The 24,267-nt window shown below is 28.5% G+C and carries 23 protein-coding genes and 1 riboswitch; of the genes, 7 read left to right on the plus strand and 16 right to left on the minus strand.

All coding sequences use genetic code 11. The annotated features are described in order from the left end of the window. Nucleotides 1-284 precede the first annotated feature (284 nt). From cobA to ACZ5B9_RS00720, 7 genes are all read right to left on the minus strand, one after another. Nucleotides 285-1,775 (minus strand): uroporphyrinogen-III C-methyltransferase, encoded by a 1,491-nt coding sequence (cobA, locus tag ACZ5B9_RS00690; protein ID WP_464422950.1) that lies wholly within the window; start codon nucleotides 1,773-1,775, stop codon nucleotides 285-287. After that, nucleotides 1,762-2,730: a hydroxymethylbilane synthase gene (gene hemC, locus ACZ5B9_RS00695; protein WP_464422951.1), complete on the minus strand. Its 969-nt coding sequence runs from the start codon at nucleotides 2,728-2,730 to the stop codon at nucleotides 1,762-1,764. Before hemC ends, cobA begins: the two co-directional genes overlap by 14 nt. Continuing rightward, complete coding sequence (gene hemA, locus ACZ5B9_RS00700; protein WP_464422952.1) at nucleotides 2,727-3,767, minus strand: glutamyl-tRNA reductase; 1,041 nt, start codon at nucleotides 3,765-3,767, stop codon at nucleotides 2,727-2,729. The genes hemC and hemA overlap by 4 nt, the downstream gene beginning before the upstream one ends. 188 nt (nucleotides 3,768-3,955) lie before the next feature. Further along, entirely contained in the window at nucleotides 3,956-5,419 is a 1,464-nt protein-coding gene (locus ACZ5B9_RS00705) for an RNA-binding domain-containing protein (protein ID WP_464422953.1), read from the minus strand. Between the two features lie 20 nt (nucleotides 5,420-5,439). Then, nucleotides 5,440-8,502 (minus strand): Eco57I restriction-modification methylase domain-containing protein, encoded by a 3,063-nt coding sequence (locus ACZ5B9_RS00710; protein ID WP_464422954.1) that lies wholly within the window; start codon nucleotides 8,500-8,502, stop codon nucleotides 5,440-5,442. 280 nt (nucleotides 8,503-8,782) lie between these two features. Continuing rightward, a complete protein-coding gene (locus ACZ5B9_RS00715) occupies nucleotides 8,783-8,905 on the minus strand; it encodes a hypothetical protein (protein WP_464422955.1) in 123 nt (40 codons plus the stop codon). Nucleotides 8,906-9,020: 115 nt separating this feature from the next. Next, the gene (locus ACZ5B9_RS00720; RefSeq protein ID WP_464422956.1) at nucleotides 9,021-10,127 is read right to left on the minus strand and encodes a pyridoxal phosphate-dependent aminotransferase; all 1,107 of its coding nucleotides are present in this window, start codon (nucleotides 10,125-10,127) and stop codon (nucleotides 9,021-9,023) included. Nucleotides 10,128-10,513: 386 nt separating this feature from the next. Here ACZ5B9_RS00720 and ACZ5B9_RS00725 point away from each other — a divergent pair, with 386 nt between their 5' ends. From ACZ5B9_RS00725 to ACZ5B9_RS00735, 3 genes are all read left to right on the plus strand, one after another. After that, nucleotides 10,514-10,798: a hypothetical protein gene (locus tag ACZ5B9_RS00725; protein ID WP_374124519.1), complete on the plus strand. Its 285-nt coding sequence runs from the start codon at nucleotides 10,514-10,516 to the stop codon at nucleotides 10,796-10,798. Nucleotides 10,799-10,833: 35 nt separating this feature from the next. Continuing rightward, the gene (locus ACZ5B9_RS00730; RefSeq protein ID WP_374122483.1) at nucleotides 10,834-10,980 is read left to right on the plus strand and encodes a hypothetical protein; all 147 of its coding nucleotides are present in this window, start codon (nucleotides 10,834-10,836) and stop codon (nucleotides 10,978-10,980) included. Between the two features lie 616 nt (nucleotides 10,981-11,596). Next, nucleotides 11,597-11,896, plus strand: a complete 300-nt coding sequence (locus tag ACZ5B9_RS00735; protein ID WP_464422958.1) for a hypothetical protein — start codon at nucleotides 11,597-11,599, stop codon at nucleotides 11,894-11,896. Between the two features lie 322 nt (nucleotides 11,897-12,218). Here the strand turns inward: ACZ5B9_RS00735 and ACZ5B9_RS00740 are convergent, their stop codons facing one another. The 4 genes from ACZ5B9_RS00740 to ACZ5B9_RS00755 all read right to left on the minus strand — a co-directional run bounded on the left by ACZ5B9_RS00740 (nucleotide 12,219) and on the right by ACZ5B9_RS00755 (nucleotide 15,192). After that, nucleotides 12,219-13,736 carry a cobyric acid synthase gene (locus ACZ5B9_RS00740; protein WP_464422959.1) on the minus strand — a complete coding sequence of 506 codons (1,518 nt, stop codon included), beginning with the start codon at nucleotides 13,734-13,736 and terminating at the stop codon, nucleotides 12,219-12,221. A gap of 103 nt (nucleotides 13,737-13,839) precedes the next feature. Next, complete coding sequence (locus tag ACZ5B9_RS00745) at nucleotides 13,840-14,334, minus strand: DUF3810 domain-containing protein (RefSeq protein ID WP_147006396.1); 495 nt, start codon at nucleotides 14,332-14,334, stop codon at nucleotides 13,840-13,842. A 16-nt stretch (nucleotides 14,335-14,350) separates the two neighbouring features. Then, nucleotides 14,351-14,791 carry a MerT protein gene (locus ACZ5B9_RS00750; RefSeq protein ID WP_464422961.1) on the minus strand — a complete coding sequence of 147 codons (441 nt, stop codon included), beginning with the start codon at nucleotides 14,789-14,791 and terminating at the stop codon, nucleotides 14,351-14,353. A gap of 14 nt (nucleotides 14,792-14,805) precedes the next feature. Next, entirely contained in the window at nucleotides 14,806-15,192 is a 387-nt protein-coding gene (locus tag ACZ5B9_RS00755; RefSeq protein WP_314292673.1) for a MerR family transcriptional regulator, read from the minus strand. Nucleotides 15,193-15,278: 86 nt separating this feature from the next. On the opposite strand from ACZ5B9_RS00755, the gene ACZ5B9_RS00760 reads away from it, so the two are divergent. Both ACZ5B9_RS00760 and ACZ5B9_RS00765 read left to right on the plus strand, forming a co-directional pair. Next, complete coding sequence (locus ACZ5B9_RS00760) at nucleotides 15,279-16,058, plus strand: SDR family NAD(P)-dependent oxidoreductase (RefSeq protein ID WP_464422962.1); 780 nt, start codon at nucleotides 15,279-15,281, stop codon at nucleotides 16,056-16,058. Nucleotides 16,059-16,133: 75 nt separating this feature from the next. Then, nucleotides 16,134-16,547 carry a hypothetical protein gene (locus ACZ5B9_RS00765; protein WP_464422964.1) on the plus strand — a complete coding sequence of 138 codons (414 nt, stop codon included), beginning with the start codon at nucleotides 16,134-16,136 and terminating at the stop codon, nucleotides 16,545-16,547. 119 nt (nucleotides 16,548-16,666) lie between these two features. Here the strand turns inward: ACZ5B9_RS00765 and ACZ5B9_RS00770 are convergent, their stop codons facing one another. From ACZ5B9_RS00770 to ACZ5B9_RS00790, 5 genes are all read right to left on the minus strand, one after another. Then, the gene (locus tag ACZ5B9_RS00770) at nucleotides 16,667-16,804 is read right to left on the minus strand and encodes a hypothetical protein (RefSeq protein WP_464422966.1); all 138 of its coding nucleotides are present in this window, start codon (nucleotides 16,802-16,804) and stop codon (nucleotides 16,667-16,669) included. A gap of 460 nt (nucleotides 16,805-17,264) precedes the next feature. Then, on the minus strand, nucleotides 17,265-17,489 hold the full coding sequence (locus ACZ5B9_RS00775) for a hypothetical protein (RefSeq protein ID WP_464422968.1): 225 nt from the start codon (nucleotides 17,487-17,489) through the stop codon (nucleotides 17,265-17,267). Between the two features lie 38 nt (nucleotides 17,490-17,527). Next, on the minus strand, nucleotides 17,528-18,622 hold the full coding sequence (locus ACZ5B9_RS00780) for an MATE family efflux transporter (RefSeq protein WP_464422970.1): 1,095 nt from the start codon (nucleotides 18,620-18,622) through the stop codon (nucleotides 17,528-17,530). Between the two features lie 84 nt (nucleotides 18,623-18,706). Then, nucleotides 18,707-19,945 carry an RluA family pseudouridine synthase gene (locus tag ACZ5B9_RS00785; RefSeq protein ID WP_464422971.1) on the minus strand — a complete coding sequence of 413 codons (1,239 nt, stop codon included), beginning with the start codon at nucleotides 19,943-19,945 and terminating at the stop codon, nucleotides 18,707-18,709. A gap of 1,121 nt (nucleotides 19,946-21,066) precedes the next feature. Then, nucleotides 21,067-21,732, minus strand: a complete 666-nt coding sequence (locus tag ACZ5B9_RS00790; protein ID WP_464422972.1) for a thiamine diphosphokinase — start codon at nucleotides 21,730-21,732, stop codon at nucleotides 21,067-21,069. Between the two features lie 490 nt (nucleotides 21,733-22,222). Between ACZ5B9_RS00790 and ACZ5B9_RS00795 the strand changes: the two genes are divergently transcribed. Further along, complete coding sequence (locus ACZ5B9_RS00795; RefSeq protein WP_464422974.1) at nucleotides 22,223-22,963, plus strand: sirohydrochlorin cobaltochelatase; 741 nt, start codon at nucleotides 22,223-22,225, stop codon at nucleotides 22,961-22,963. A 19-nt stretch (nucleotides 22,964-22,982) separates the two neighbouring features. Further along, nucleotides 22,983-23,165: riboswitch (cobalamin riboswitch) on the plus strand. A gap of 160 nt (nucleotides 23,166-23,325) precedes the next feature. Continuing rightward, a complete protein-coding gene (gene nikB / locus ACZ5B9_RS00800; RefSeq protein ID WP_026745896.1) occupies nucleotides 23,326-24,267 on the plus strand; it encodes a nickel ABC transporter permease in 942 nt (313 codons plus the stop codon).

The following is a 24,267-nucleotide window of genomic DNA, read 5'->3' on the forward strand; positions in this document are numbered from 1 at the left end:
TTATGTTTTTATTATATCACACTTTAAATATATTAAAAAGTTTAAATTTCCCAAAATGAAAATAGGCATTGAATAAAATTTAAAAAAAAGAAGCAGAATCTCAAAAATTCCACTTCCAAACACAGCAATTCATTTCACTAAATTTACAAATTAATGAACTCAATTTTCGTACTTATCCTCACAATAGACATTTCCACTAGGATACTTATAACATTTCACAGCTCTTTCATTGCCTGACAAATTTCATCTTTATATTTCTTTTGTCTAGTATAAAAAGGTGTTCCTTATCCTTTTGTTGTTTGTTTCAAAATTTCATCAAATAATCCGTCTTCAGTGTATTTTTTAGGCTCTATTCCTACTTTTAATCCATATTTTTCAATAGTTTTTGTAGTAACAGGACCGATTGAGGCTATAATTTTATTTTTCAGAATTTCTTTTATTTCCTCATTTTCACTCAAGTTTATGCTATCAGCAAAGGCTTTAAAGGTTGAAGAGCTTAAAAACATTAAAATGTCACTTTCTTTTATGTATTTTTCTGCTTTTTCCTTTTCCACTTCAACTTTCTGAGTTTTATAAACTACAAGTTTTTCATAATTTCGGTTGTATAAATCTGAATATTTTTTTTCATCTACTGGAGAAATATCAGATACTATAAACAGTATTTTTTCTCCTTCCTTAGTAAAATTCACACTTTCTCTAGCCAGTCTTTCTACCGTGTATTCTTCTGGATAAAAATCTGGAATTATTTTATATTTTTCAATTTCTTCAGCAGTTTTTTCTCCCACTACGCCTATTTTAACATTTCCCAAAGAACGAATATCCTTTACTTTTCTCATAAATCCAATAACAGAATTTATGCTGTTAAATAAAAGGGTACTGTATTCCTTCAAATCAGGCATTTCAAAATCGACATATTCTATATTAATAAATGGAAGGCTCAAAGCCTGTCCGCCAAGTTCATTTATTTTATTTGATATATTTCCTTGTTTTTCCCTATTTCTTGTAACAAGAATGTTTTTTCCAAATAACGGCTTATTCTCAAACCATTTCATTTTTTCCCGTAAATTTACTACTTCTCCAATCAAAATAATGGCAGGCGATTTTACATTATGCTCTTTTACTGTATTTACTATTGTTTCCAATGTTCCTGTGTAAGTTTTCTGTCTTGTCGTTGTTCCCTCTTTTATTATTGCAACAGGTGTTTTTGGATTTTTTCCGTTATTTATTAAGTTTTCTGCTATTTTTTCAAGATTGCTTAATCCCATTAAAAAGACCAAAGTTCCTTTCAATTTTGCAATAACTGGAAAATCAAGCTCTATTCCATTAAATTGCGTATGTCCAGTAAATACATGAAAGGAAGTATTAATTCCTCTGTGAGTTACAGGAATTCCAGCATAAGCTGGCACAGCAATTGAAGAAGTTATCCCTGGAATTACTTCAAAATCTATATTTTCAGCAACCAAAGCCTCTATTTCTTCTCCCCCTCGTCCAAATACAAAAGGATCTCCTCCTTTTAGTCTTAGAACCTCAAGTCCTTCTTTACCTTTTTCCACTAATTTATTATCTATTTCTGCCTGCAATTTTCCCCCAGCAGTATTTTCTTTTCCCATATAAATTAATTCTACATCAGACTTTGCATACTGTAAGATATTTTCATTTACAAGCCTGTCATAAACAATGCAATCAGCTTTTTCTATCACGTTTTTCAATTTTAAAGTTATAAGCCCCTCATCTCCACAGCCTGCTCCTGCGATATAAACTTTACCTTTTCTCATTTTTCATCTCCTCTTCCTTTATTTCTTCAGCCAATTTTTGTGCAGTTTCCTTTGGATTTTCCCTATTTCCTTCAACTTCTTTAAATATTCTGATTCCGTTATCATTAAACATTCCCTTTAATTTTAATGTATTTCCTTCAATAACTGATGAACAGCCTATCGGAGTATGGCATCCTCCATCAAAAATTTTTGAAAATTCTCTTTCAGCTTTACACATTATCGTAACTTCATCATCATTTATAATTTTCAGAAGATTTAGTATTTTATTATCATTTTCCCTGCATTGAATACACAAAATCCCTTGTCCTGGTGCTGGCATAAATGAATCTTTATCAAAATATTCAGTAATTCTGTTTTCCAGCCCAACTCTTTTTAATCCAGCCGCAGCCAGCACAATCGCATCATATTCCCCATCATCAAGTTTTTTCAGCCTTGTGTGAATATTACCTCGAATTGCTTTTATCTTTACATCATTTCGCAAATTTAGAAGCTCCTTTTCCCGTCTTATGCTCCCTGTCCCAATTACAGAATTTTCATCAAGTTCTTTTAATTTTTTTCCATTTTTTGAAACAAGCACATCACGGTTGTCTTCCCTCATTGGAAAACACGCATTCAAAAGCCCTTCTGGAGTGTTCTGTGGCATATCCTTTAACGAATGTACCGCCAAATCTATTTTATTTTCCAGCATTTCCTTTTCAATTTCCTTCACAAACAAGTCCTTTTGCGTAGTTCCTTTTATTTTTGTAAAGTCCCTTAAATCTTTATCTCCCTTTGTAACTATAACTTTCAGTTCTATTTCCAGTGGACTTTTTTTCTCAAACCCTTCAATTTCGCAAAAACTCTCATTTTCTCTTAATTCATCATATTTTTTAATAAGCATTTCCTTCACTTTTTCTGCTTGTGCAAGTGCCAAGATGCTTCCTCTCGTTCCAATAATTATTTTATTCGATTTCATCTATTTTCACCTATCTCAATATTTTTCTGATTTGTATATTTTCTTCTTTTTTCAAGTTTTTGCGCTATTTTTTTTAACTGCTCCTCAATAATGTAAGAATATTTTTCTACAATTTCATCCCGTTTTTCCACATTTTTATTATATTCATCCCAAATATCCTCCAAATGATAAAGCGAAGCATTTTCAAACTCCCCAATACTTGTTTCAATATCTCTCGGAACGGCTAAATCAAGGAAAAAACGTTTTTTTCCATCATTCAAAATATTTTGAATTTTCGCTGTTTCAAGAATCAAATGTGGTGCAGAAGTGGCACTTATTACAATGTCCATATTTTTTATAACATTATATTTCTCGTTAAATTCTGCTGTCTGAACGTCTGGATACACTTTCTGCAATTCAATTGATCGTCGTAAACTTCTATTTGTCATTGTCAAATGGCAATTGTTCATTTTGTGAAGAAGTGCAAGAATCGACTGGCTCAAATCTCCCACTCCAATTACAAATATTTTTTTATTTTCAAGGCTCTCAAATTTTGTTCTTATAAATTTTACAGCTATCGAATCAAGTGAAATATTTTTTTCATTTATCTTGCTTTCCGCCCTAAATCTTTTCCCAGTTTCTATCGCCTGATTAAACATTATATTCAAAAATGAAGATGTAACATTTTTGTCAAGAGCATCAAAATATGCCTTTTTAAGCTGTACAAGAATCTGATCTTCTCCCTTTATTATCGAATCCAGCCCACAAATCACCCGCAACAAATAATTCACGGCTTCAGCCCCTTTATAGTCCTTCATCTTCTCAATCCTAAAATCTCTCTTTAACCTCTCAATTTCAAATTCCTTGCTAACATCTAAATAAAGCTCTATCCTAAGGCAAGTTTCAACAGCCACATACCCCCTTATAATCCTTTTTTCCAAATACTCCCTCAAAACATGTCTATACCCCTCTTTTACAAACTTTTCCCTTTCTTCCAAACTCAAATTTTTATAACTAAAACTTAGAATATAAAAATTTTTTACTAAATTTTCATTCATTTTTTTCTCTCTCCGTTTTTTTATTTTATATTTATTAATTTAGATATTTTTACTTAATTTCTTCTCAAAATTATTTTACTTCTAATGCTTTTATAAGAAAAACGACTTTCTGCGACTGAATTTTTTACGCATGAATACTGCATTTTTAAAGTTTTTTTTCTAGCAAACGACTTTCTGCGACTGAACTTTTAACAAAAACCCCAAAATGGAATATATGTTTTATTTGCTCCTTGTTTAATTAAATTAGTTTCTAATGCTTTTTTTATTAATCTTGTTATTTTTTTACTATCAGCATTTGTATTATTAAGCATAAATCTCTCTCTAAGACTAGAATTCGTCATGTATTTTTCTAAAGTATAGTTATAACAGCAATGATAATATAGAATATTCAATTTTTCATCTTCACTCATATTTTCAAATTCCCTGTTTTTAAATAATTTTACAGTGGTGTATTGCCCATCATAAATTATGTATTGAGGAGTAAATCTTTTTTCAATTTCAGAAATTTCAACAATTTTATCAACTCCACTTCCTAATTCTTCGCATATTCCAAATTTATTCATATTACTAGCTAATTTCAAATTTCTTGTCCTATTAGTGTCATAAAATCTCCAAATATCTATTATTGGTGTTCCTGGATTAGATATTTCTATTCTATTTTCATAAAATTCTATTTTTATTTGATTTCCTAATATACTTAAATCTTGATGTATTATTGCATTAGCAATTAGTTCTCTTATTACTAAATTAGAATATTGATAATAGGAGTCTCTAAATCCTAAATTATTTATTTTTTCTTCTTTAAGTATTTTAGTTTTTATATATCTCATTAAATTAGTGAAACCGTTAGCATATCCTTTGTTTCCCCATCTCTGCTCTAAAATTTCAGTTTTTGTTACACCTTTGTAGAAAATTACTCTTATTCCCTTTCTGGTTAAATCAAATTCATTTAAATTATTTGCTAATAATAATCCGCCTAGAGCAGTTATATTGTATTTTTGATTATCTTTTATAATATATTTTTCCTTAACAAATTCATTTATAATAGCTTCTTTTTCTAAAGGAATCTCTTTCTTTAGCAATCTATAATATTCCCTGTAATCTAAAAATTTTAATATTTCTTCTGCTACAATGTCTTTTTTGATAATAGTGTCTTCATAATTAAATCCACTTACTTTAATCCATAATTTTTTAGCAGTTTCCGAAAATTCTTTTAATTTTTTGTTGTTTGAACCAATTCTAATATATATTTCTTTCTTATACGCTATTGGCGTATGGCTAGCACTTTCGATTTTTACGACACTGATATTTTTGTTTTCAATACTTATTTCATCAAAAAAATAAAAATTTATTTCTGGAGTTAGCATTGTTTTTAAGTATAGTTCAACATCTTGTCCACCTTTTACGTGAAAATTTGAAAATTTCTTACTTGTCCCAACTACTTCCCAAACTTTATCTTTTACTCCGATTAATATATATCCACATTCTTTTCCTTCCAATAAACAGCTGTTTGCTATAGCAGATATTGTTTCTCCTAATTTATCTTCATTAATCTGTTCTTCTTTCACTTCTATCCAGGTGCACTCGTTATCTTTAATTCGTAAATAATCCAAAACCTTTTTTATTTCATCTATATTTATATTATTAACCATTTTTTACCTCTTTTAACCAATTAATTTGCTTCAACAACCCTAACCTCCTCCTCACTCAACCCATACAGCTCATAAACCATCCCATCAATCTCTTTATCTGTCATTTCAATTTCGTTTTTTACTTTTTCAGCTTCTTCTTTCTTCTCTAAAAATATTTCTTCCCATTCTATCTCTTCTTTTAAAGATAATTTTATTTTCAATTTTTTCAATTCTTTTACAAATTCAGAAAATTTAAGTAAATACCAATCTTGTAATTTTGTTGTAAGTTTTTCTAATTCAAATTTTCTAGTTAATAATCTTTGGAATTTTTGAGATAATTCTTGAAGATTTTTGTTTAAAAATAACATTTTATCAACTTTTTCTATAAAAGGCTGTTGTGCTTCAAGTGAAATTTTTTTTATTGGAAGTTCTTTTAATTGATAGCCTTTTATTTTAGGAAATAAATCTTTATTATCATTATATTTAGATAGCCAATATTTTTTCATTAATTTAGAGTTTAAAATAGATAAAATATAAAAATCATCGAAATTTTTATCTATATTTACAATATTGTACATTGTATTTAATGATGGAATCTTTTTATCATCATATGCAAAAACAGGCTCTGGATTTCCTACTTGTCTTACAACTATTTTTTTACTTTTATGTAATTTCATGTTCCAGGAACCACCAGCTTTTACTTCAATTGGATTATTATAAAAATATAAGTTAGCTTTGCTTAAAAAATATCTACTAATATTTTTTCCAGTATAACATTCTTCCCATTCTGGACTTTTTATTTCAGACACATATTTTGATTTATCTTTTGTTTGAAGTCCAAAAGTTACTGAATAAATTTTGTCTAGTAATATTGTATTTTCAAGTTTAATACTTAATTCTTTATTTAAATTGAATACCTTCAACTCATCATTTTCCCAAATTTCTTGCTCTTTTTTATCTATAACTGTTAAAGTCTTATTTTTAGAACTTAATATATTAATTTTATTATTTTTTATCTTAAAATTACTTAATAAAATAGTTACAACATCAACACCTGCTTCTGCAAAAACAATTTCATTATATTTTATTATAGTATTTATTGAAGTTTTTTCTAAAATTAATTTTCTTAAATTAACTGTATATTTATTAGTTAAATATGTATTAGGTGTTATAAATCCTAGATAACCTTTTGGATTTAATATTTTTATCCCTTTTTCAAAAAATAAATGATATAAATCAATTTTATAATTTGCAACTTCAAAGCTATTATAAAATTTTAATATTTTTTCTTCTGTATTTGAAGGTTGACACAGTACATACGGTGGATTCCCCACCACAACATCAAATCCACCATTTTCAAATACTTGCGGAAACTCTTTTTCCCAATTAAATGCTAATTCTCCAACAATTTCAACATCATCAATTAATGAATTTCCACATTTTATATTATTTTCAAGTGTAGCCAATGTTTTATTTTTATCAGCAGTTTTTAGCCACAATGATAATTTCGTGATTTCTACACTTTCCTTGTTCAAATCTACTCCAAAAATATTATTTTGCAAGATTTCCTTTGTCGTATCGGAAAATAGATCTTTTGTTCCTGTCAAATCAAAAATTTTATCGTTTAAATAATTGTTGTAATTTAATAAATATTCAAAGGCTGTGATTAAAAATGCTCCGCTTCCGCAAGCTGGATCTACAATTTTTATATTTTTTACAGCTTCTCTGTATTTTGTCCAAAATTCTATATGCTTTTTATAATTTTTGCTGTAAATTCTTTCATTACTTTTTTTACTGCTATATTTTATTTCAAAATCTGCTTCGGAAAGTTCAGGAAGTTTATCCTCGCCCAGCTCTTTTCGTTTGTCATCAAGCCAGTTTTTTATCGAATTTTCTACAATGTATTTTGTTATATATTTTGGTGTGTAAAAAATACCGTCTTTTTTACGTTTCCCTTTTTTCTTGTCAAATTCTTCCCCATTTAATTCTTTTTTTAAATCCTCTATATCGCTTATAGATTGCTCAAAAATATGCCCCAAGATATTTTCGTTCAGTTCAGAGTCAAAATCATATTCAGATATTTTTTTCATTTCTTCAAAAACTTCATTATCCACATAAAGGCTCTCTAAAACATCGTCATTTTTAAATAAGCCTCCGTTAAAATGAGAAATATTTTCCCTCGAATTTCCTAAATTTATCCAATTGCAAAGCATTTTAAAAACTTCAAAAACATCTCCAAAGTTTTTACCTTTTTCTAAAGTCTTGTAAAAAATCTCATTCGGAAGCAAGCCTTTATCTTCACAAAAGCAGATAAACAGAAATCTATCTAATAATTTTTGAACTTTTTCAATTATCGTATTTTCATTTACTGTAGGATTATTTTTTCGCATATTTTCAAAAATATGTAATCTAATATTTTTATACTCGTTATAAAATTTCTTCTCAATCTCAGCTTGATTTTTTTGATATTCTTCAGAAAGTTCTATTGTTTTTGCCTTTTTCTTTTCAGTTCCTACCAAAGCATAAAATGAAAGAATGTAAATAAATTTCTTAAATTCCAAATCATCTTTTAATTTTTCAAGAAAAAATACTTGATATTCTGTCATATCATTTGACCTGTAAAGCCGTATTTCCTTATAGTTTGAAACTATAACCCATTGACAGTTTTTTCCGTATTTTGGAGCATAATTAAAAGCCTGTTCTACAGGCGTTCTTGTATCACCGGTTCTTTTCTGCCTTACATCTAGCGAAACTTTCGCACCTTTCAGTTCAATTACAGCCCTGACATCTTTTTTTCCATCTGCATCAAAAAATCCCAAAACTCCATCAGCCTTCTGTCCATCTAACTTTGTTTTAGTTTCTCTTTCCAAATTCCATTCATTTTTTCCATCCGATTTATTCACAGCTCTCAACACAGTTGTAAAAATATCGTATAAAAATTCTCCTTGAAACTCTTCTTCTTTCGATTTATCCAGAACACCATTTTCAAGATTTTTTATCCATTTATTTAGCGCTTTTCTTCTTTCAGAAAAATTATGTTTACTTAAATCGACTTCTTCTTTAGCCTTTTTAGCCAGTATTTTCTGATTAAATAAATTATTCACAGAAATTTTTCACTCCTTATGCTCCATAAATTATTATATACCTACATTTTATTAATTTTTCCATTTTTTGTCAATTCAATTTAATAATAAGATACTCAAACATTCTAATCGTAAATTTATAACAAATATATTCAAACCTATTTAAAATTAAACTACTAAAAATTATATAAATTTAGGGTTTGAGTAAAATAGTCATAATTTTTGAGTTTAGTTTTAAAGCAGTTTTACTATAAAATAATAGGGAATATCTTATAAATCATAAGAATCCCCATTTAAAATACTAATAAACATATTTCGCAATCTCATCGACTATATCGTCTGTCATTTCGTCTAACACATATTTTTTCTTAATATTAACAGTTTTCCATTCTTCCTTAGGCTTATTTGCCTTTTCATCAAACATATTTCCACCGGTAGTGATTTTTACTTTATTAGTAGAAAAAATAATGCTAAATTCCTCTTGATTGCCAGAATTTCTCATATATGAATTATTATCAAATCCAATAAGTTCGAGTTTTTTATTCTAAAATTTCTCTCAAAGTCTCAATAACTCTATCATTACTCTTTCTGTCCTTAATTGCCAGCCTAAAAAATCTTTCATCCAAAAATTTAAAATTGGACGCATCTCTTATCAAAATTCCTTCTTCCATCATCTTTTCCCGCAATTTTTTCACATTCAGTCCTTTAGAAATCAGCTCATCTTTTATTTTTACGCAAATAAAGTTTACTTCAGTCTTATAAGGCTTTATTCCTGAAATTTCATTCAGTCTTTCATACATGTATCTTTTTTCTTCTGTTATCCAGTTTAATGTTTTTTCTATATATTCTATATCATTAAGCACTGTTATTCCAGCCATTTCAGCGATATTGTTCACGCTCCACGGCTCTTTTTTTTCAGCGATTTTCTTTTCCAAATTTTTGTCAAAATAAATTCCATATCCCAATCGTAATCCTGGAATAGCAAAAAATTTTGTAAATGCACGAGTTACAAACAAATTTTTCTTATTTTCCCCACTATTTACAATGCTTTCCTTTAGTCCATCCTCTAAAAATTCGATAAATGCCTCATCAATAAATAACTTTGTCTCATATCTATTGCATTCTCTCAAAATTTCCTCTGTTTCAGCCATTTTCAAAAATTTTCCAGTCGGATTATTCGGATTGCAAATTATTACCAAATCATATTTTTTCTCAAGTTCTTTTTTTAATTTCCCAATGTTAAGCCTAAACTCATCTTTTTCTTCTAATTCAAAATATTCAATTTCAATTTTCTGACTTTCAGAATTTTTACACGCTCTTACTGCCCTTTCATATTCCCCAAAAGTAGGCGATACAATCAGCACTTTTTCGGGCTTTATTACTTTTATGAACAAAAATATAGCTTCTGTTGCACCATTCCCCAGCACAATATTTTCCAGTTCAACTTTATTCAGATGAGCCAATTTTTCACGCAATTCCACATAGTCAGGATCAGGATACCTCTCAAGAATCCCAATATTTTCGATAATCTTCTGCTTTAAACTCTCTGGCACTCCGTAAGGATTGATATTTGAACTGTAATCCAGTATTTCTGTTATATTTTTTTCCCTGAATATTTTATAAATATTACCACCATGAAAATCCATTTTTTCCTCCATTTTATGAAAATTGTTTTTATACAATCTCTCATCTTATTTTACATTAAAAATCTTTTAAAATCAAACATATATTTGAATATTTATAATTTTTTTGTTTATTTTTAAATATTTTTTACTATTATTATTTTTTTATTTTATAGATTATAATGTATAAAGTAAATTTGAATAATATAAAAAGTTATTGTCATTTTACTTTTTAAATAAGCAAGATATAAAGTGTTCAATTATAGACTCTAACTCTATTCGCTCAATTTATAATTAAACTACACTCAAAAAAAAAAAAAAAAGATAAAACAAATGAGAATTAAATCACAATATTTAGAACATAGAGTATAATAAGAATAAAGAAAATAAATTAAAGGAGTTGAATGTCTATGAAAGTAGTATTTAAAATTTTAGCTTTAATTTTACTAGCATTAACAGTTACAAGTTGTGAATTGTTTGATCCAAAATTATGGAACGAAGTTCATAGAGAAAACGATATGTTGGGTCGTGAATATAATGGTAATAGGTCAGAAAACTCAAGACCATATTGTCTTGTAGATGAACATGGACGTATGAAGGAATGCAGATCATATCCTTATGAAAATAGAAGGCTTATTAATTGTTCCTCAAAGTATAGTTCAGAAGGAAAAGTTTGTAAATATGCAGATTACTAAGAAATTATTAAAAATATAAGTTAGGAGTTGTTTCTATGAACAGAATATTTAAAATGTTAATTATAGGATTAATCGGAGCAAGTTTATCTAGTTGTTTCCTTTTTCCTACTACGGTTGGATATACAGAAGAATGTAATAGTAACAAAAAGAATGATTGTGAATATTATCGTTATTCAGATTAAAAAAGATATTATTTAATTCATAGATTAACTAGACTGCACCCCAAAAATTATGCATAATATAAGAGGTGCAGTTTTTTTATTAAGACAATTTTTCTAAACTTCATTTAAATAAGGAATTTATTACAAGCTTATCCAACAAAGTATAAAAACTCAGCAGTTCAAAACAATTAAAATATTTTTTTATTTCCATAAATTGCAATATTGATTGCGATATTTTACCAAATTTAACTTCAACTGCTTGATGGCTGTAAGTAAGGAGTTCGTGTTAGCCAAATAAAAGTGTGAATTAATTATAAGTATTGCGTGCTATAACTTTAACCTCTATTCCAAAATAAAAATGTATTTCAATAAATAATCTTACAAAAAAGAACACACATAGCAAAAATTGTAAAAACTAATATTAAATCCCATTATAAAATATTTGCCATTTAAAAAGCAATAGTACAAATATAAAGTGTTCAATTATAGACTCTAACTCTATCCAATCAATTTATGATTAAACTATACTCAAAAAAAAAAAAAAAAGATAAAACAAATGAGAATTAAATCACAATATTTAGAACATAGAGTATAATAAGAATAAGAAAATAAAATAAATTAAAGGAGTTGAATGTCTATGAAAGTAGTATTTAAAATTTTAGCTTTAATTTTACTGGCATTAACAGTTACAAGCTGCGAATTGTTTGATCCAAAATTATGGGCAGAAGTAAAAAAAGACGACACTCTGACAGGTAGATATTACGATACCAGAACAGGAGAAACCACAATTGAGAGACCTCATTGTCTTTTAGATAGAAATGGACGTAAGAAAGAGTGCCGTAAAACACCTTATGAAAACAAAAGATTTACAGGTTGTAGCGGATCAAATACAGGTATGCTTGGAACTGGAAGAATCTGTACGTATGAAGATTATTAAACAATTACCTCAAATAAATAATAGTTAGGAGAGATTTTTATGAACAAAATATTTAAAATATTAATTATAGGCTTACTAGGATTGACTTTAATCAGTTGTTCATCGCCAGATGTAATGGGATATGATGGAGAAGGATATTATCGTAATTAAGATAAAAAAAGATATTATTTAATTCATAGATTGACTAGACTGCACCCCAAAAATTGTATATAATATAAGAGGTGCAGTTTTTTTATTAAGAGAATTTATACTAAACCCTATTTTGATAATGAATTCATTACAAACTTTTCCTATAAATGTTAAATTACGTTTTCATTTTAATCTATTTGGTTTCTTGTCCTATCCCCATTATTTCATAAACTTTCTCAATATTCACATTTTCTCGCAAAATTTGTGCCAATTTATCGTATTCCCTGTTTTTATATTCTTTGAAACTGAAGTCTTCATCGACTTTGTCTAGTCCTTTAAGTTTTCTTACTTCGTTCAGAAAATGATTTGTAAATTCAGAATTGTCAAATATTCCGTGAATGTAAGTTCCCACAACATTACCTTTTACAGCACCTTTTAACTTTTTATCGTCAAAGATACACTTTATTTCAGTTTTTTTCTCGTTTACAGGATAGCTGTAGCCTTGATGTATTTCATAGCCTTTTATTTCAATGCCGTCCATTCCAGCGAGTATTCCGTCTGCATTTTTTATTTTATTTTCATACTGTGTTGTTGTTTTTGCCGTTTCCATAACTGTTTCTATGTCTAATAAATCTAAGCCTGAAATTTCTTTTAGATTAGACTCAATATTTTGAGGATCCATTATTTTTTGTCCCATTATTTGAAAACCGCCACAAATTCCAAATACTATCGTTCCTCTTTTTGCAAGCCTAATAATTTCCCTGCTTATATTTTTATCAATCAAGTCCTTCATGTCTTCCACAGTATTTTTAGAGCCAGGAATAATAATAATATCCTCATCTCCAAGTTCAGAGCTTTTTGTAACGTATTTCAAGGAAACATCGTTATAATGGCTAAGTGCGTCAATATCTGTAAAATTCGATATATGTTTTAGTTTAATAACTGAAATCCGAATTTTCCCTTCTTTTTTCACATTATACTTATCAATCCCTAAACTGTCCTCTTCCTCGATTCCAAGCGGTACAAACGGCACTACTCCCAAAACAGGCACATTTGTCAATTCTTCAATCATTTCAATTCCAGGAGTCAAAAGGCTTTTGTCCCCTCTAAATTTGTTTATAATTACACCTTTTATACGTTTTTTCTCGCTTTCTTCAAGCAGCATAATTGTCCCGTAAATTGCCGCAAAAACACCGCCTCTGTCAATATCAGCAACCAAAATAACAGGCGAATCAGCCATTTCCGCCATCCCTGTATTTACAATGTCGTCTTCCTTCAAGTTAATTTCCGCAGGGCTTCCTGCACCTTCCAGCACACAAATATCAAAGTTATCCCTTATGTGATTGTACGCTGCCATTATATCCTTTTTTAAATTATGCTTATAGGCAAAATATTCCCTCGCATCCATATTTTTGTAAACTTTTCCATTCACAATAACCTGCGATTTTCTGTCTGTTGTAGGCTTTAGCAAAATCGGATTCATAAATGCCTGAGGCTCGATATTAGCCGCTTCAGCCTGCACCACCTGAGCTCTCCCCATCTCTTTTCCATCCTTCGTAATAAACGAATTTAAAGCCATATTCTGCGACTTAAACGGCACAACGCTATATCCGTCTTGATAAAATATTCTGCAAAATCCTGCATTGATTATGCTTTTTCCCACATTAGAACCTGTCCCCAGCAACATTATATTTTTGTGTTTTCTTTCCATAAATACTGCTCCTATTTTAAATTTATCTAAAAAATTTATTTATTCCCATTAAAATAATTATAACAGATAAAAATGCCATAAGCAAATTGGATTTGTAAAAAATTTATTTTCTTTTGAATTTTATTCTGTCTAATACTTTTTTGACTTTATCACTATGAAATGCTCCAATTATAAATGAAACATGCGATAATATACAAAATATATATTTTCTCCCATTTGTCAAACTAGACATTATCGAACTATGTTCATCTTCAAAAATAGCCCTAAACACAAAATAAATAAATATTACAATCATTACCAAAATTAATGCTTTTTTATTCATTTTTTTTAGAAATCTTTTGCACAAATATCCTAAGAAGTACATAATTCCCAATATTATTATCAAGCAAAACAACGAAAACACAATTATAAAAATCTTCAAAATCTGCTCTGGAGCTTCCAACAAAACCCCAGTAGAAAATAATGTAAAAATAAACCAAAACAAATATGCCAACACTGGATATATTGCTGACTGAACTAAAAAATAAATTATTGTAAATAAAATTAATCCTAAAGGATTATTCTGTTTCGTCATAAGTTTGTCTGTATTTTTTTTCATTTTTCTTCTCCTTCTTTTATTTTTTTCTTTTAAATTTTATTCTGTCTAATACTTTCTTGACTTTATCGCTATGAAATGCTCCAATTGTATATGAGATATGTGAGACTGTACAAAAAATATATACTGTTGTCTGTCCCGCCTCAAATTCATTATTATTAAAAATTTTATATATAAAGTAAAGTAAAATTATAATCATCACACCACTTATAAATAATTTATTTATTTTTTGAAAAAAATCTTTACTCAAATATCCAAAATAATACACAAATGCAAGCGCTATTATCAAGGGAATCATCAATATTTCAATTGTATTTCCATAAGAAATCATAAAAGCCATTAAAAATAGAAAAAAAGCTGCTGATATAATTTTTTGAAGAAAAATATAAATTATTGTAAATAAAACTAATACTAAAAAACTTTTTGCTTTTGACATAAATTTATTTTCATTTTTTTCCATCCTTTTTTCTCCTTCTAATCTTTATTACTTTTTAAAAAACTCTCATAAATCTCAAGTTTATCATCAAGATTTTGTAAATATTTTTGCCACTTTTCAATTTCTATATTTACATATTTTTTATGATTTGTCAAAATTTTCATTCTTTCTTTTATCGTTCCGTTCCCCTCATATCGTAAATCTGAATATTTCTTAATTTCACTCAATTTCATTCCCATGTCTTTTAATCTTTTTAACATTTTTATCCATTCAATGTCAGTTTCATCGTATATTCTTCTATTTTTCTCATCTCTTTTTACACGAAACAGCTCCTTTTTTTCATAAAACCTTATTGTGTATGGAGTTAAGCCTGTTTTTTCTGAAAATTCCTTTATTTGCATTATTTTTTGTTCATTCTTTTTCATTTTATTTTCTCCTTTCAAAAAACTCTTGACTTATACTATACTCTAACTGCTATCCTTTATTTATCAAATTTATGGAGGTAATAACTATGAAAACAAAATATACTGTTATAACAGGAGCAAGTTCGGGAATAGGTAGAGCTGTAGCTCTAAAATTTGCAGAAAGAAATAAAAATCTTATTCTGATTGCACGAAGAAAGAATTTACTAGAAGACTTAAAAAGCGAAATTTTGAAGAAAAATCCTAATTTGGATATTCTTGTAATAGATTTTGACTTAACAGATGTCAGTAAAATCCCTGAACTATATTCAAAATTAAACAATTATCACATTGAAACATTGATAAACAATGCAGGTTTTGGGATGTATGGCGATGTAAAAGAGCAGCCTTTAAATAAAATTTCAGATATGCTTCATCTCAATGTAGAAGCATTAACTTTGCTATCTTCCTTATACGTCCAAGATTACCACAACGAAAAAGACTCCCAATTAATCAATATTTCCTCAGCAGGAGGCTACACAATCGTCCCAAACGCAATTGTCTACTGTGCCACAAAATTCTACGTAAACGCCTTCACAGAAGGACTCGCACTAGAATTAAAGCAAAACAACGCACAATTAAAAGCAAAAGTCCTAGCACCCGCTGCAACCAAAACTAACTTTGGAAATATCGCAACTGATAAGACTGATTTTGATTATGATAAATCTTATCCAAACTATCATACATCCGAAGAAATGGCAGATTTTCTCATTCAACTTTACGAAAGCGACAAAACTATCGGTTACATCAGCCGTGAAACTTTTGAATTTGACTTATCTGATGGATTTTTTCAAAATGCATTTGGTTCTAAAAATAATGTAAAATTTTAAATATTAGTTTTTATTATTGATTTTCCTAAAAAAATATTATAAAATATACAAAAATTGTTATTTAGGAGTGATTTTATGAAAAAAATTATATTTGCATTGTTTTTACTGACTTTTAGTTTAAGTTTTTCTAATTCTGATATTGACATAATATCTAAAGAACTTTGGAGATGTACTCATTCCATCGATAAAACCTTTAAAGGACTTACTTATGTAAAATTTTTAAATGAAGATGGTAAACCTTCTATTTCAATTAGTATATTAGACAATCGTGCAGCACTAAAAACAGGAAAAGTTGTCCTTGAACTTTCACAATTAGATTATGAAGTAAAAGAAGACGAAAATTCCATTTATTTTACAAACTTGAATGATAAAACACAAGTTTTTTCCAATTACAAATTGTCTTATTCGTTTGATAAAAAAAATAGACCTAAAATGGATTTATATCGTATTTCAGATAACAAAAAACTTTGCAATCTTATAACAAATTAAATTATCAAAATATAAAAGATAATTAATAATTTTTAAGCAACGATTTCTTAGTAATTTTCGTTGCTTGATTTTTTTCCGACGGTTTTTATATATCTGATATTTCTAGTTGTTCCTCTTTTTTATAACATATTATTTTTCACCAAATATCTTAACAAATCTCTCGCACGGCTTTCTTTTATATTCAAAAGTTTTTCTAATTCCGAACGTGTAAGTTCATCATTAGTTTCAAAAAACTCCATTATCTTTTGAATTTGCACTTCTAAAATCTTTCTTTTTTTGATTTCAGCTTTAATTTTAGATTCCCTATTATTTAGATTTTTTTAATTTTATTATAATTTTTTTATCCCAAAATAGTCCAATTGTATATGAAATATGTAAGATTATATAAGTTATGTTAAACGCTTCTATTCCTGGAATAAACTGATTTTCTTGATAAAAAATATTATATAAGAAATAAATTAAAATTATGGACATTAATACACCTAATAAAATTTTATTTAATTTTACCAAAAAATTTCTACTCAGATATCCAAAATAGAAAAAAAACATAATAATTATTAACATTGAAATTAATGCCACTACAATACTTTTACCAAAAGATACTAAAATTTCAACCCAAAGTAATAAAAATATTATTGATAATTTTTGTTGAAGAAAAAAATAAATTACTGTAAATAAGACCGTTAGTAAAATTTTTATTAAATTTTCTTTCATTACTTACTCCTTCCCTTTTTTACTATTTTTAATATATCCATTCCCATAAAACGCAATTCCCAGTTGCCCCACCATTACAATCCAAATCAGTGGCTCGCAAATCATTACACCAAAATAGCCCAATTTCGGCACAACAAAAATTACGAAGATTATTTTTCCAAAAAATTCTATTACGCTGGAAACAAGAGGGATTAATTTCTCTCCGAGAGCCTGTAAAGCGTATCGCAAGTTAAAAAGAATTCCCAGTATTGTGAAAAATGGGGAGGCTATTTTTGGTAGGTTGAGCCGTTGTGCAGGACGATTTCAGATTCGGAGCCTGACATCAGGTGAATCATATTTTTGGAAAATAAATATACAAAAATTGTGATTCCGATTGCGAAAATTATATCCATCATATTTGCGTAAAATACGCCTTTTCGGATTCTATCTACTTTGTTTGCACCTTTATTTTGGGAAACGAAAGTTGCAAGTGCGAGTGCTATTGTAGTTAGCGGAATGTTACAAAATCCCATGAGTTTTCGTGCTGAAGTATGCCCAGCGATAATCAAGTATCCAAATCCATTTATCGCATACTGTAAAATCAACGTTCCCATAAGTACAATCGCAATCATAAATCCCATAGAAAGACCTTGTCCAAGCAATTCTTTGTACAATTTTTTATCAAATCTGAAATGTTTTTTTCTAGGAATTAAAATCGGCTCTTTTACATAAATGTAGATAATACTCAAGATAACCGAAATTGCCTGTGCAATAACTGTTGCAATTGCAGCTCCGCCAATTCCCATTTTAAGGGAAGTTATGAAATAAATATCAAGGAAAATGTTTAAAATTGAGGCAATTACCAAAAATACGAGCGACATAAAGCTGTTTCCAATTGCACGTAAAAGTCCTGATGACAAGTTATAGGAAAAAGTTACGCCAATAAACATTGTTATTATGTTTATATATTCAAATGCTTCATTTATAATATTTTCAGGTGTATGCAAGATTTTTAGCAGTGGCATAAGAATAAATCGTGATAAAATCATTACTCCCACAGTAATCCAAATTCCAATAACAATCGAGCCAGCCACAGACTTTTTCAAAAGATTCTTGTTATTTGCCCCATAATTTCTAGCCGTAACCATACTAAGCCCATTTCCAATTCCTAACGCAAATCCAAAAATCAGTTCAAAAATAGCCGCCGAAGCCCCAATAGCCGCAAGCGAGTTATCTCCCAAAGTATGCCCCACAATAGCAATATCCGCCATATTGTAAAGCTGCTGAAAAATATTCGACACAAGTATGGGTATCGAAAAAATTAGAAGCGACTTCAAAATATTATCATTTATCAAATCAACCGAAAAATTAAATTTTTTCATTTTTTATCCTTTCTTTTTGCTTTTTAAATCATAAGTTTTTTATTCTTATTTTAAAAATAGTTTTTTGGAAAAAATATAATTTTTCTATTTTTCCAAAAATTCCTTCATATCCATAAACATTGGTATTTCCAGTTCAACTTCCTTTTTGCTTGCAGGATGTGTAAATTTTACCTTATAAGCGTGCAAAAATTGTCTATTTATTCCAAGTTCTTTGTTTAAGCCATTTCCGTAAAGTTCGTCTCCTACGATTGTGTGTCCGATGGATTTCAGGTGAACTCGAATTTGATGAGTCCGTCCTGTAAAAAGTTCACATTCTACTAATGTTACATTTTTTTCAGGGTAAGTTTTTAAGACTTTTACAGCTGTTTTTGCGTATTGCCCCCGTTCATCAATTATTCTTTCCAAATTATCCCCATCTCGAAAAATCCGTCTTTCAATAACTATTTTATTTATTCCATTTTTTTCCAAAATTTCATTATTAAAATCATTTTTATTTTTCAAATTTAAATTATCTTTTGTATTTTTGCTGTTAAAATCCATATTTTCATTTATTTTAAAATTTATATTTTCAAAATTACTTTTACTTTTCAGATTTAAATTATTATTTTCTTTTTTACTGTTAAAACCTGTATTTTCTCCAATTTTATTATCTTTATTTTCAAGAGTTAAATTGTTTTCTATTTTCTCCATTTCATCATATTTTTTCATTTCTCCAAAATTAACTTTTTCAATTTCAGGTTTCAAATTTTCCTTTTCCAAATCCTGAATCTTATGTTTTTCCCCATCTTTTGCAAGTTCTTCGTTGATTCTAGCAATTTCCTTATCATCAATAATTCCATTCACAATCGCCAGATATTTTTTCTCAAAAATCGAAAAATTTTGTAAAAATGCCTGTGCAAAGCTATTTTTCGCAATAATAATCAGCCCAGATGTATTCATATCGAGCCTGTTGTAAAATCGTGGCACTCGAACTTCACCATATTTTTCTAAAAAATGATTTACAATTCCGTTTGCAAGTGTAAAATCAGCTTTTTTCTGTGTCGGATGTGTCAGTAAAAATGGCTCTTTATTCACAACCAAAATATCTTCATCTTCAAAAATAATATCAAGTGGCAGTTTAATTGGCTTAATATCGGTCCCTTTTTTCTTCTCAACAACTCTCAAATTTCCGTGTGACGGCAATTTCTTAGTTAATCTTACCTGCTTTCCATTCAAAAAAACTTCTACATTTCTCAAACTTCTCCCCGAATAATTCTGCACTTCCCGCAAATACTGGGAGATTTTCATCCTCTGATGTTCCTTTTCAATCCTAAATTTTTTCATTATTTATACACATCCTTTTTTATTTTTTATTATTATTTGATAATCTGTTTTTTTAATAAACTTTTAGTTTTAAAAATAAGTTGCTAAACAAATCTATTATTATATCCTCTTGCCATTTAAATAATAAAAATCAGAAAATTAACGGAATTAAAACCTTTTTTACAAAATTGTACTATTTATAATCTATGTACTTATAGAATGTCCTTTAATTAAAGTTAATCATTAAGTATCCATCTTAAAGACTTTTGTAATTTTATTTATAAATATTATGATTAATAAATGCTTTTTCTTATTTCATTTATATGTTTTTTTAACGTAAGGGCATCAGACGCCATGCCCTTTTTTGTAATAGCAGTTATTTTAACATCTTTAACCGACTGCTACTTAAAGATAATGGCGAAACGTTCTACGAACTACCCCGCTTTACGCAAAACTTTCTTATAAAGAAAAAATAAAACTCGCTTCGTAAAAACTACGCTCACTTTCGCAAACAAGAGTTACTTTAACATAAATAAGTTACTATCATTATAAAAATTATGGCGAAAGAAATACATTCGTATTTAGTTATTTTTCCTTTAACGAAATTTTGCTTATTTAATATTCTCAAAATGTTAAAACCTAAAATTTAAATACAATAATTTTTATAATTTAATATAGAATGTCGTGATTTTTTGGAATGAAAACGACTAAACACATTTATGTGTTTCTTTCGCTAGAACCTTCATAGCAAATAAATTTTGTAAAGTTGTTCTAATCTTCGTTTGCGAAAGTGAGCTTCAGCGAGTTTCGTTTTCGTAGTAATTCAGGTTTATCCAAATAATAAATGTTTTGACTACTTTCCCAAATAAAATTTGGGAATATTTCAAAAAAATACTTAGACAAGCCAGGGTTAGTGCGTAGCACTTTCGCCATTATCTTTAAGTAGCAGTCGGTTAAAGATGTTAAAATAACTATTATTGCGAAATGAGGGGAAATGGCGATTGATTTCCCTTGCTTTATAAAAAGAAAAAACATAGAATTATGAAAAAACATTTATTAACAATAAGTAGTTTTTCATAACTCTAAATAAAATCCCTTATATGGATACTTAAAAATTAGATTTAATTTTTTAAATGAGGGGGTTAGTATAAAATATTTTTATTATTATTTTTCAAAATAATTATCAGTTTCCCGTTTTCAAATTCCACACTAGCCTCATTTTCAAGAATAACATTGCTCACAAGTCTGGAACTTTCCCTTTTCACATCAATTTTATCTGTTTCAAATTTAAAGCCCTTTAAGGTTAATTTTTCAACTTTTTCACTAATTGGAATGATTGAAAATTCATATTCTTTTTTATTTTTTAGGATAAAAGATTTTTCTGTATAAAAAATTTCTTCATTTTCCTGCAAAAAAACGAGATTTTTATATTTTTCCATTATGAATAGGTTGCTCAAAGTCATGTCAATTCTTTTCCCAAGCCCACCAACAACAAATATTTTCTCAACAAAATTCTTATTTTCCGAAATTTTATTAATTTCTTTCAAAATCAGCTCAAAATCTGTAAAATCCTTGTCTTTTGGGAATTTTTTTATCAAAATATTTTTACTTTTATAATATTCCAAAACTTTTTTCTCAATCGAATCCAGATCCCCAATAATCATTTCTGGTATTTTCCCATATTTAAAAGCAAAATTTGCTCCACCATCCGCACAAAAGCAAACTGCATTTTCCGAAACCAGTTTATCCATAAATTCCTGTGAATATTTATATTCCCCATTCAAAAAAATCACATATTTTTTCTCCATTTTTCTCCCTTCAGATTAAGAAATACAATAATATTTACATTATACTTTGTTATTAGATTATTTACAAGATAGTGTTTATAATTGTTATTTTAAAATTATTAATTATAAATTTATTATAAAAATATGAAAAACAAAGATTAAAAAGGAATATTGTTGATAAATAGGGGATATTTAAAAAATTTATATTTATATATCTAAATCTAAAAATATTAAAAGACTGTAAAAAAACAGTTGCAAAAAAAGCAAATAATTATTATAATGTAGGTATGAAGATGAAATAGTTTGATTGCTAAACTTAAACTAATACAACTATATTAGTTTTAGGATTTAGTCAATCTTAATGGGGTTCAAAATAATTGAGAGATTGAAGCAATTGGTAGGTTAGTAGGATTGTTATAATATTGTAGAAAGGAGGTAAAAATTTAGTTTTAGATAAAATGGAAAATTGAAGGTAAAAAATCTATAACTTTAAGAATGAAAGGAAGTGTCTATGGGAAAAGCAGTTTTAGTAACGAGTTTTGGAACATCGCACAAGGATACGAGAGAAAAATGCCTTGATTCGATTGAAAATAAGGTAAAAGCCAAATATGGAAGTGAAAGAGTGGAAAGAGCCTATACATCGGGAGTTATAAGACGAATAGTGGAAAGAAAGGAAGGAATTCACATATTTGATCAGAATGAAGGACTGGAAGCTTTGAAAAATAAAGGTTATGATGAGATTGTAACAATGTCACTGCATATTCTGGATGGAATAGAGTATGCAAAACTTAATGATAAATATGGAAAAATCTCAAAGCCACTTTTAGTAAATGATGAAGATTTTGAAAAAGTTGTAAACGACGAAGAGTTTAACAGTACTGAAGGAAATGATGCCATTGTGTTTATGGGACACGGATCTGAAAGTGCTGCAGACAACACATATCAAAGACTTCAAGAGGAATATGTAAAAGCTGGGAAAGATAATATTTTCATAGCTACTGTTGAAGGGCAAGTGACAATTGAAGATGTTATTCAAAAATTAAAAGGAAGAGGATTTAAAAAAATATTGTTAAAGCCATTTATGATAGTAGCTGGAGATCACGCTAAAAATGATATGGCTTCTGATGAGGAAGATTCGTGGAAAACAATTCTTCAAAATGAAGGATATGAAGTAACGCCTTTATTAAAAGGAATGGGCGAATACGAGTTTATACGTAAAATGTTTATGGATAAATTAGAAGAAGTTTATTAAGATAACAAAAGAATAATTTTAAATTTATAGTTTTATAGGTGTTGCATAAACTTAATAAGGAAATCAGTTGGAATCTGGTACAGCCACCTCTACTGTGATACTGACGAAAGTATTGAAAAACCACTGAAATATCATTATATTTTGGGAAGGGTACGAGTAGGATGAAGTTAGTCAGGAGACTTGCCTATATAATAAAGTTATATTTTTCGGGAAGGGAAAAATTTAATATATAAAGACTGCTGGAAATTTACATAGATACTTTTCATCTGTTTTAATATATAAAATTTGATTCAACTTTCTGAGTTGGATTTTTTAATTTGTACAAAATATAAATTTTGTAAAGGAGGAAATTTTATAAAATAATGGCAAAGAATAAAAAAATAATAAAATACGTTATACAGATATTAGTTGTACTTTTTGGAATAAGTTTTTTTACATTCTGTCTAATGTATATTTCGCCAGGAGATCCTGCCCAAGTTATGCTTACAGAATGCGGACATCTTCCTACACCGGAGCTTTTAGCACAGACAAGAGCTGAACTTGGACTTGATAAGCCTTTTTATATCCAATACTGGAAATGGCTGTTTGGAGTTCTGCAAGGTAATTTTGGGAAGTCCTATTCGTTAAGAATTCCAGTAATTCAAAAGATAGCACAGGCATTTATTCCAACATTGTCCCTTTCATTTATGGCACTGTTTTTAATGTGTGTAATTTCAATACCGACTGGAATACTTGCGGCTGTAAAAGAAAATAAATGGCAGGATTATTTAATAAGAATGTTGACATTCATGGGAATGTCTGTGCCAAGTTTTTGGTTAGGACTAGTATTTTTGAGCATATTTGGAGTACAGCTGGGACTTGTATCAGTTTCAGGCGGAAATGCTGATTTTGGCTCAATGATCTTACCTGCATTAACAATAGCGATAGCAATGTCTGCTAAGTATATACGTCAAATAAGACACATATTCCTCGAAGAACTTGGAAAAAGTTATGTGACAGGAGCTAGAATGAGGGGAATAAAAGAACGTGATATTTTGTGGAAACATGTACTGCCTAATGCGATGCTGCCTATAATAACGCTTCTAGGACTTTCATTAGGAAGTCTTCTGGGAGGAACTGCAGTTGTAGAGATAGTTTATAACTGGCCGGGAATGGGAAGAATGGCAGTAAAAGCAATATCAGCTCAGGATTATCCGCTAATTCAGTCTTATGTGCTAATAATCGCGTTCTTGTACCTGATAGTAAATATCGCAGTTGATATTTCGTATAAATATCTGGATGCAAGAGTTGAGGAGGTAATTTAA

The sequence above is a fragment of the Leptotrichia sp. SK-5 genome, assembly GCF_055387215.1.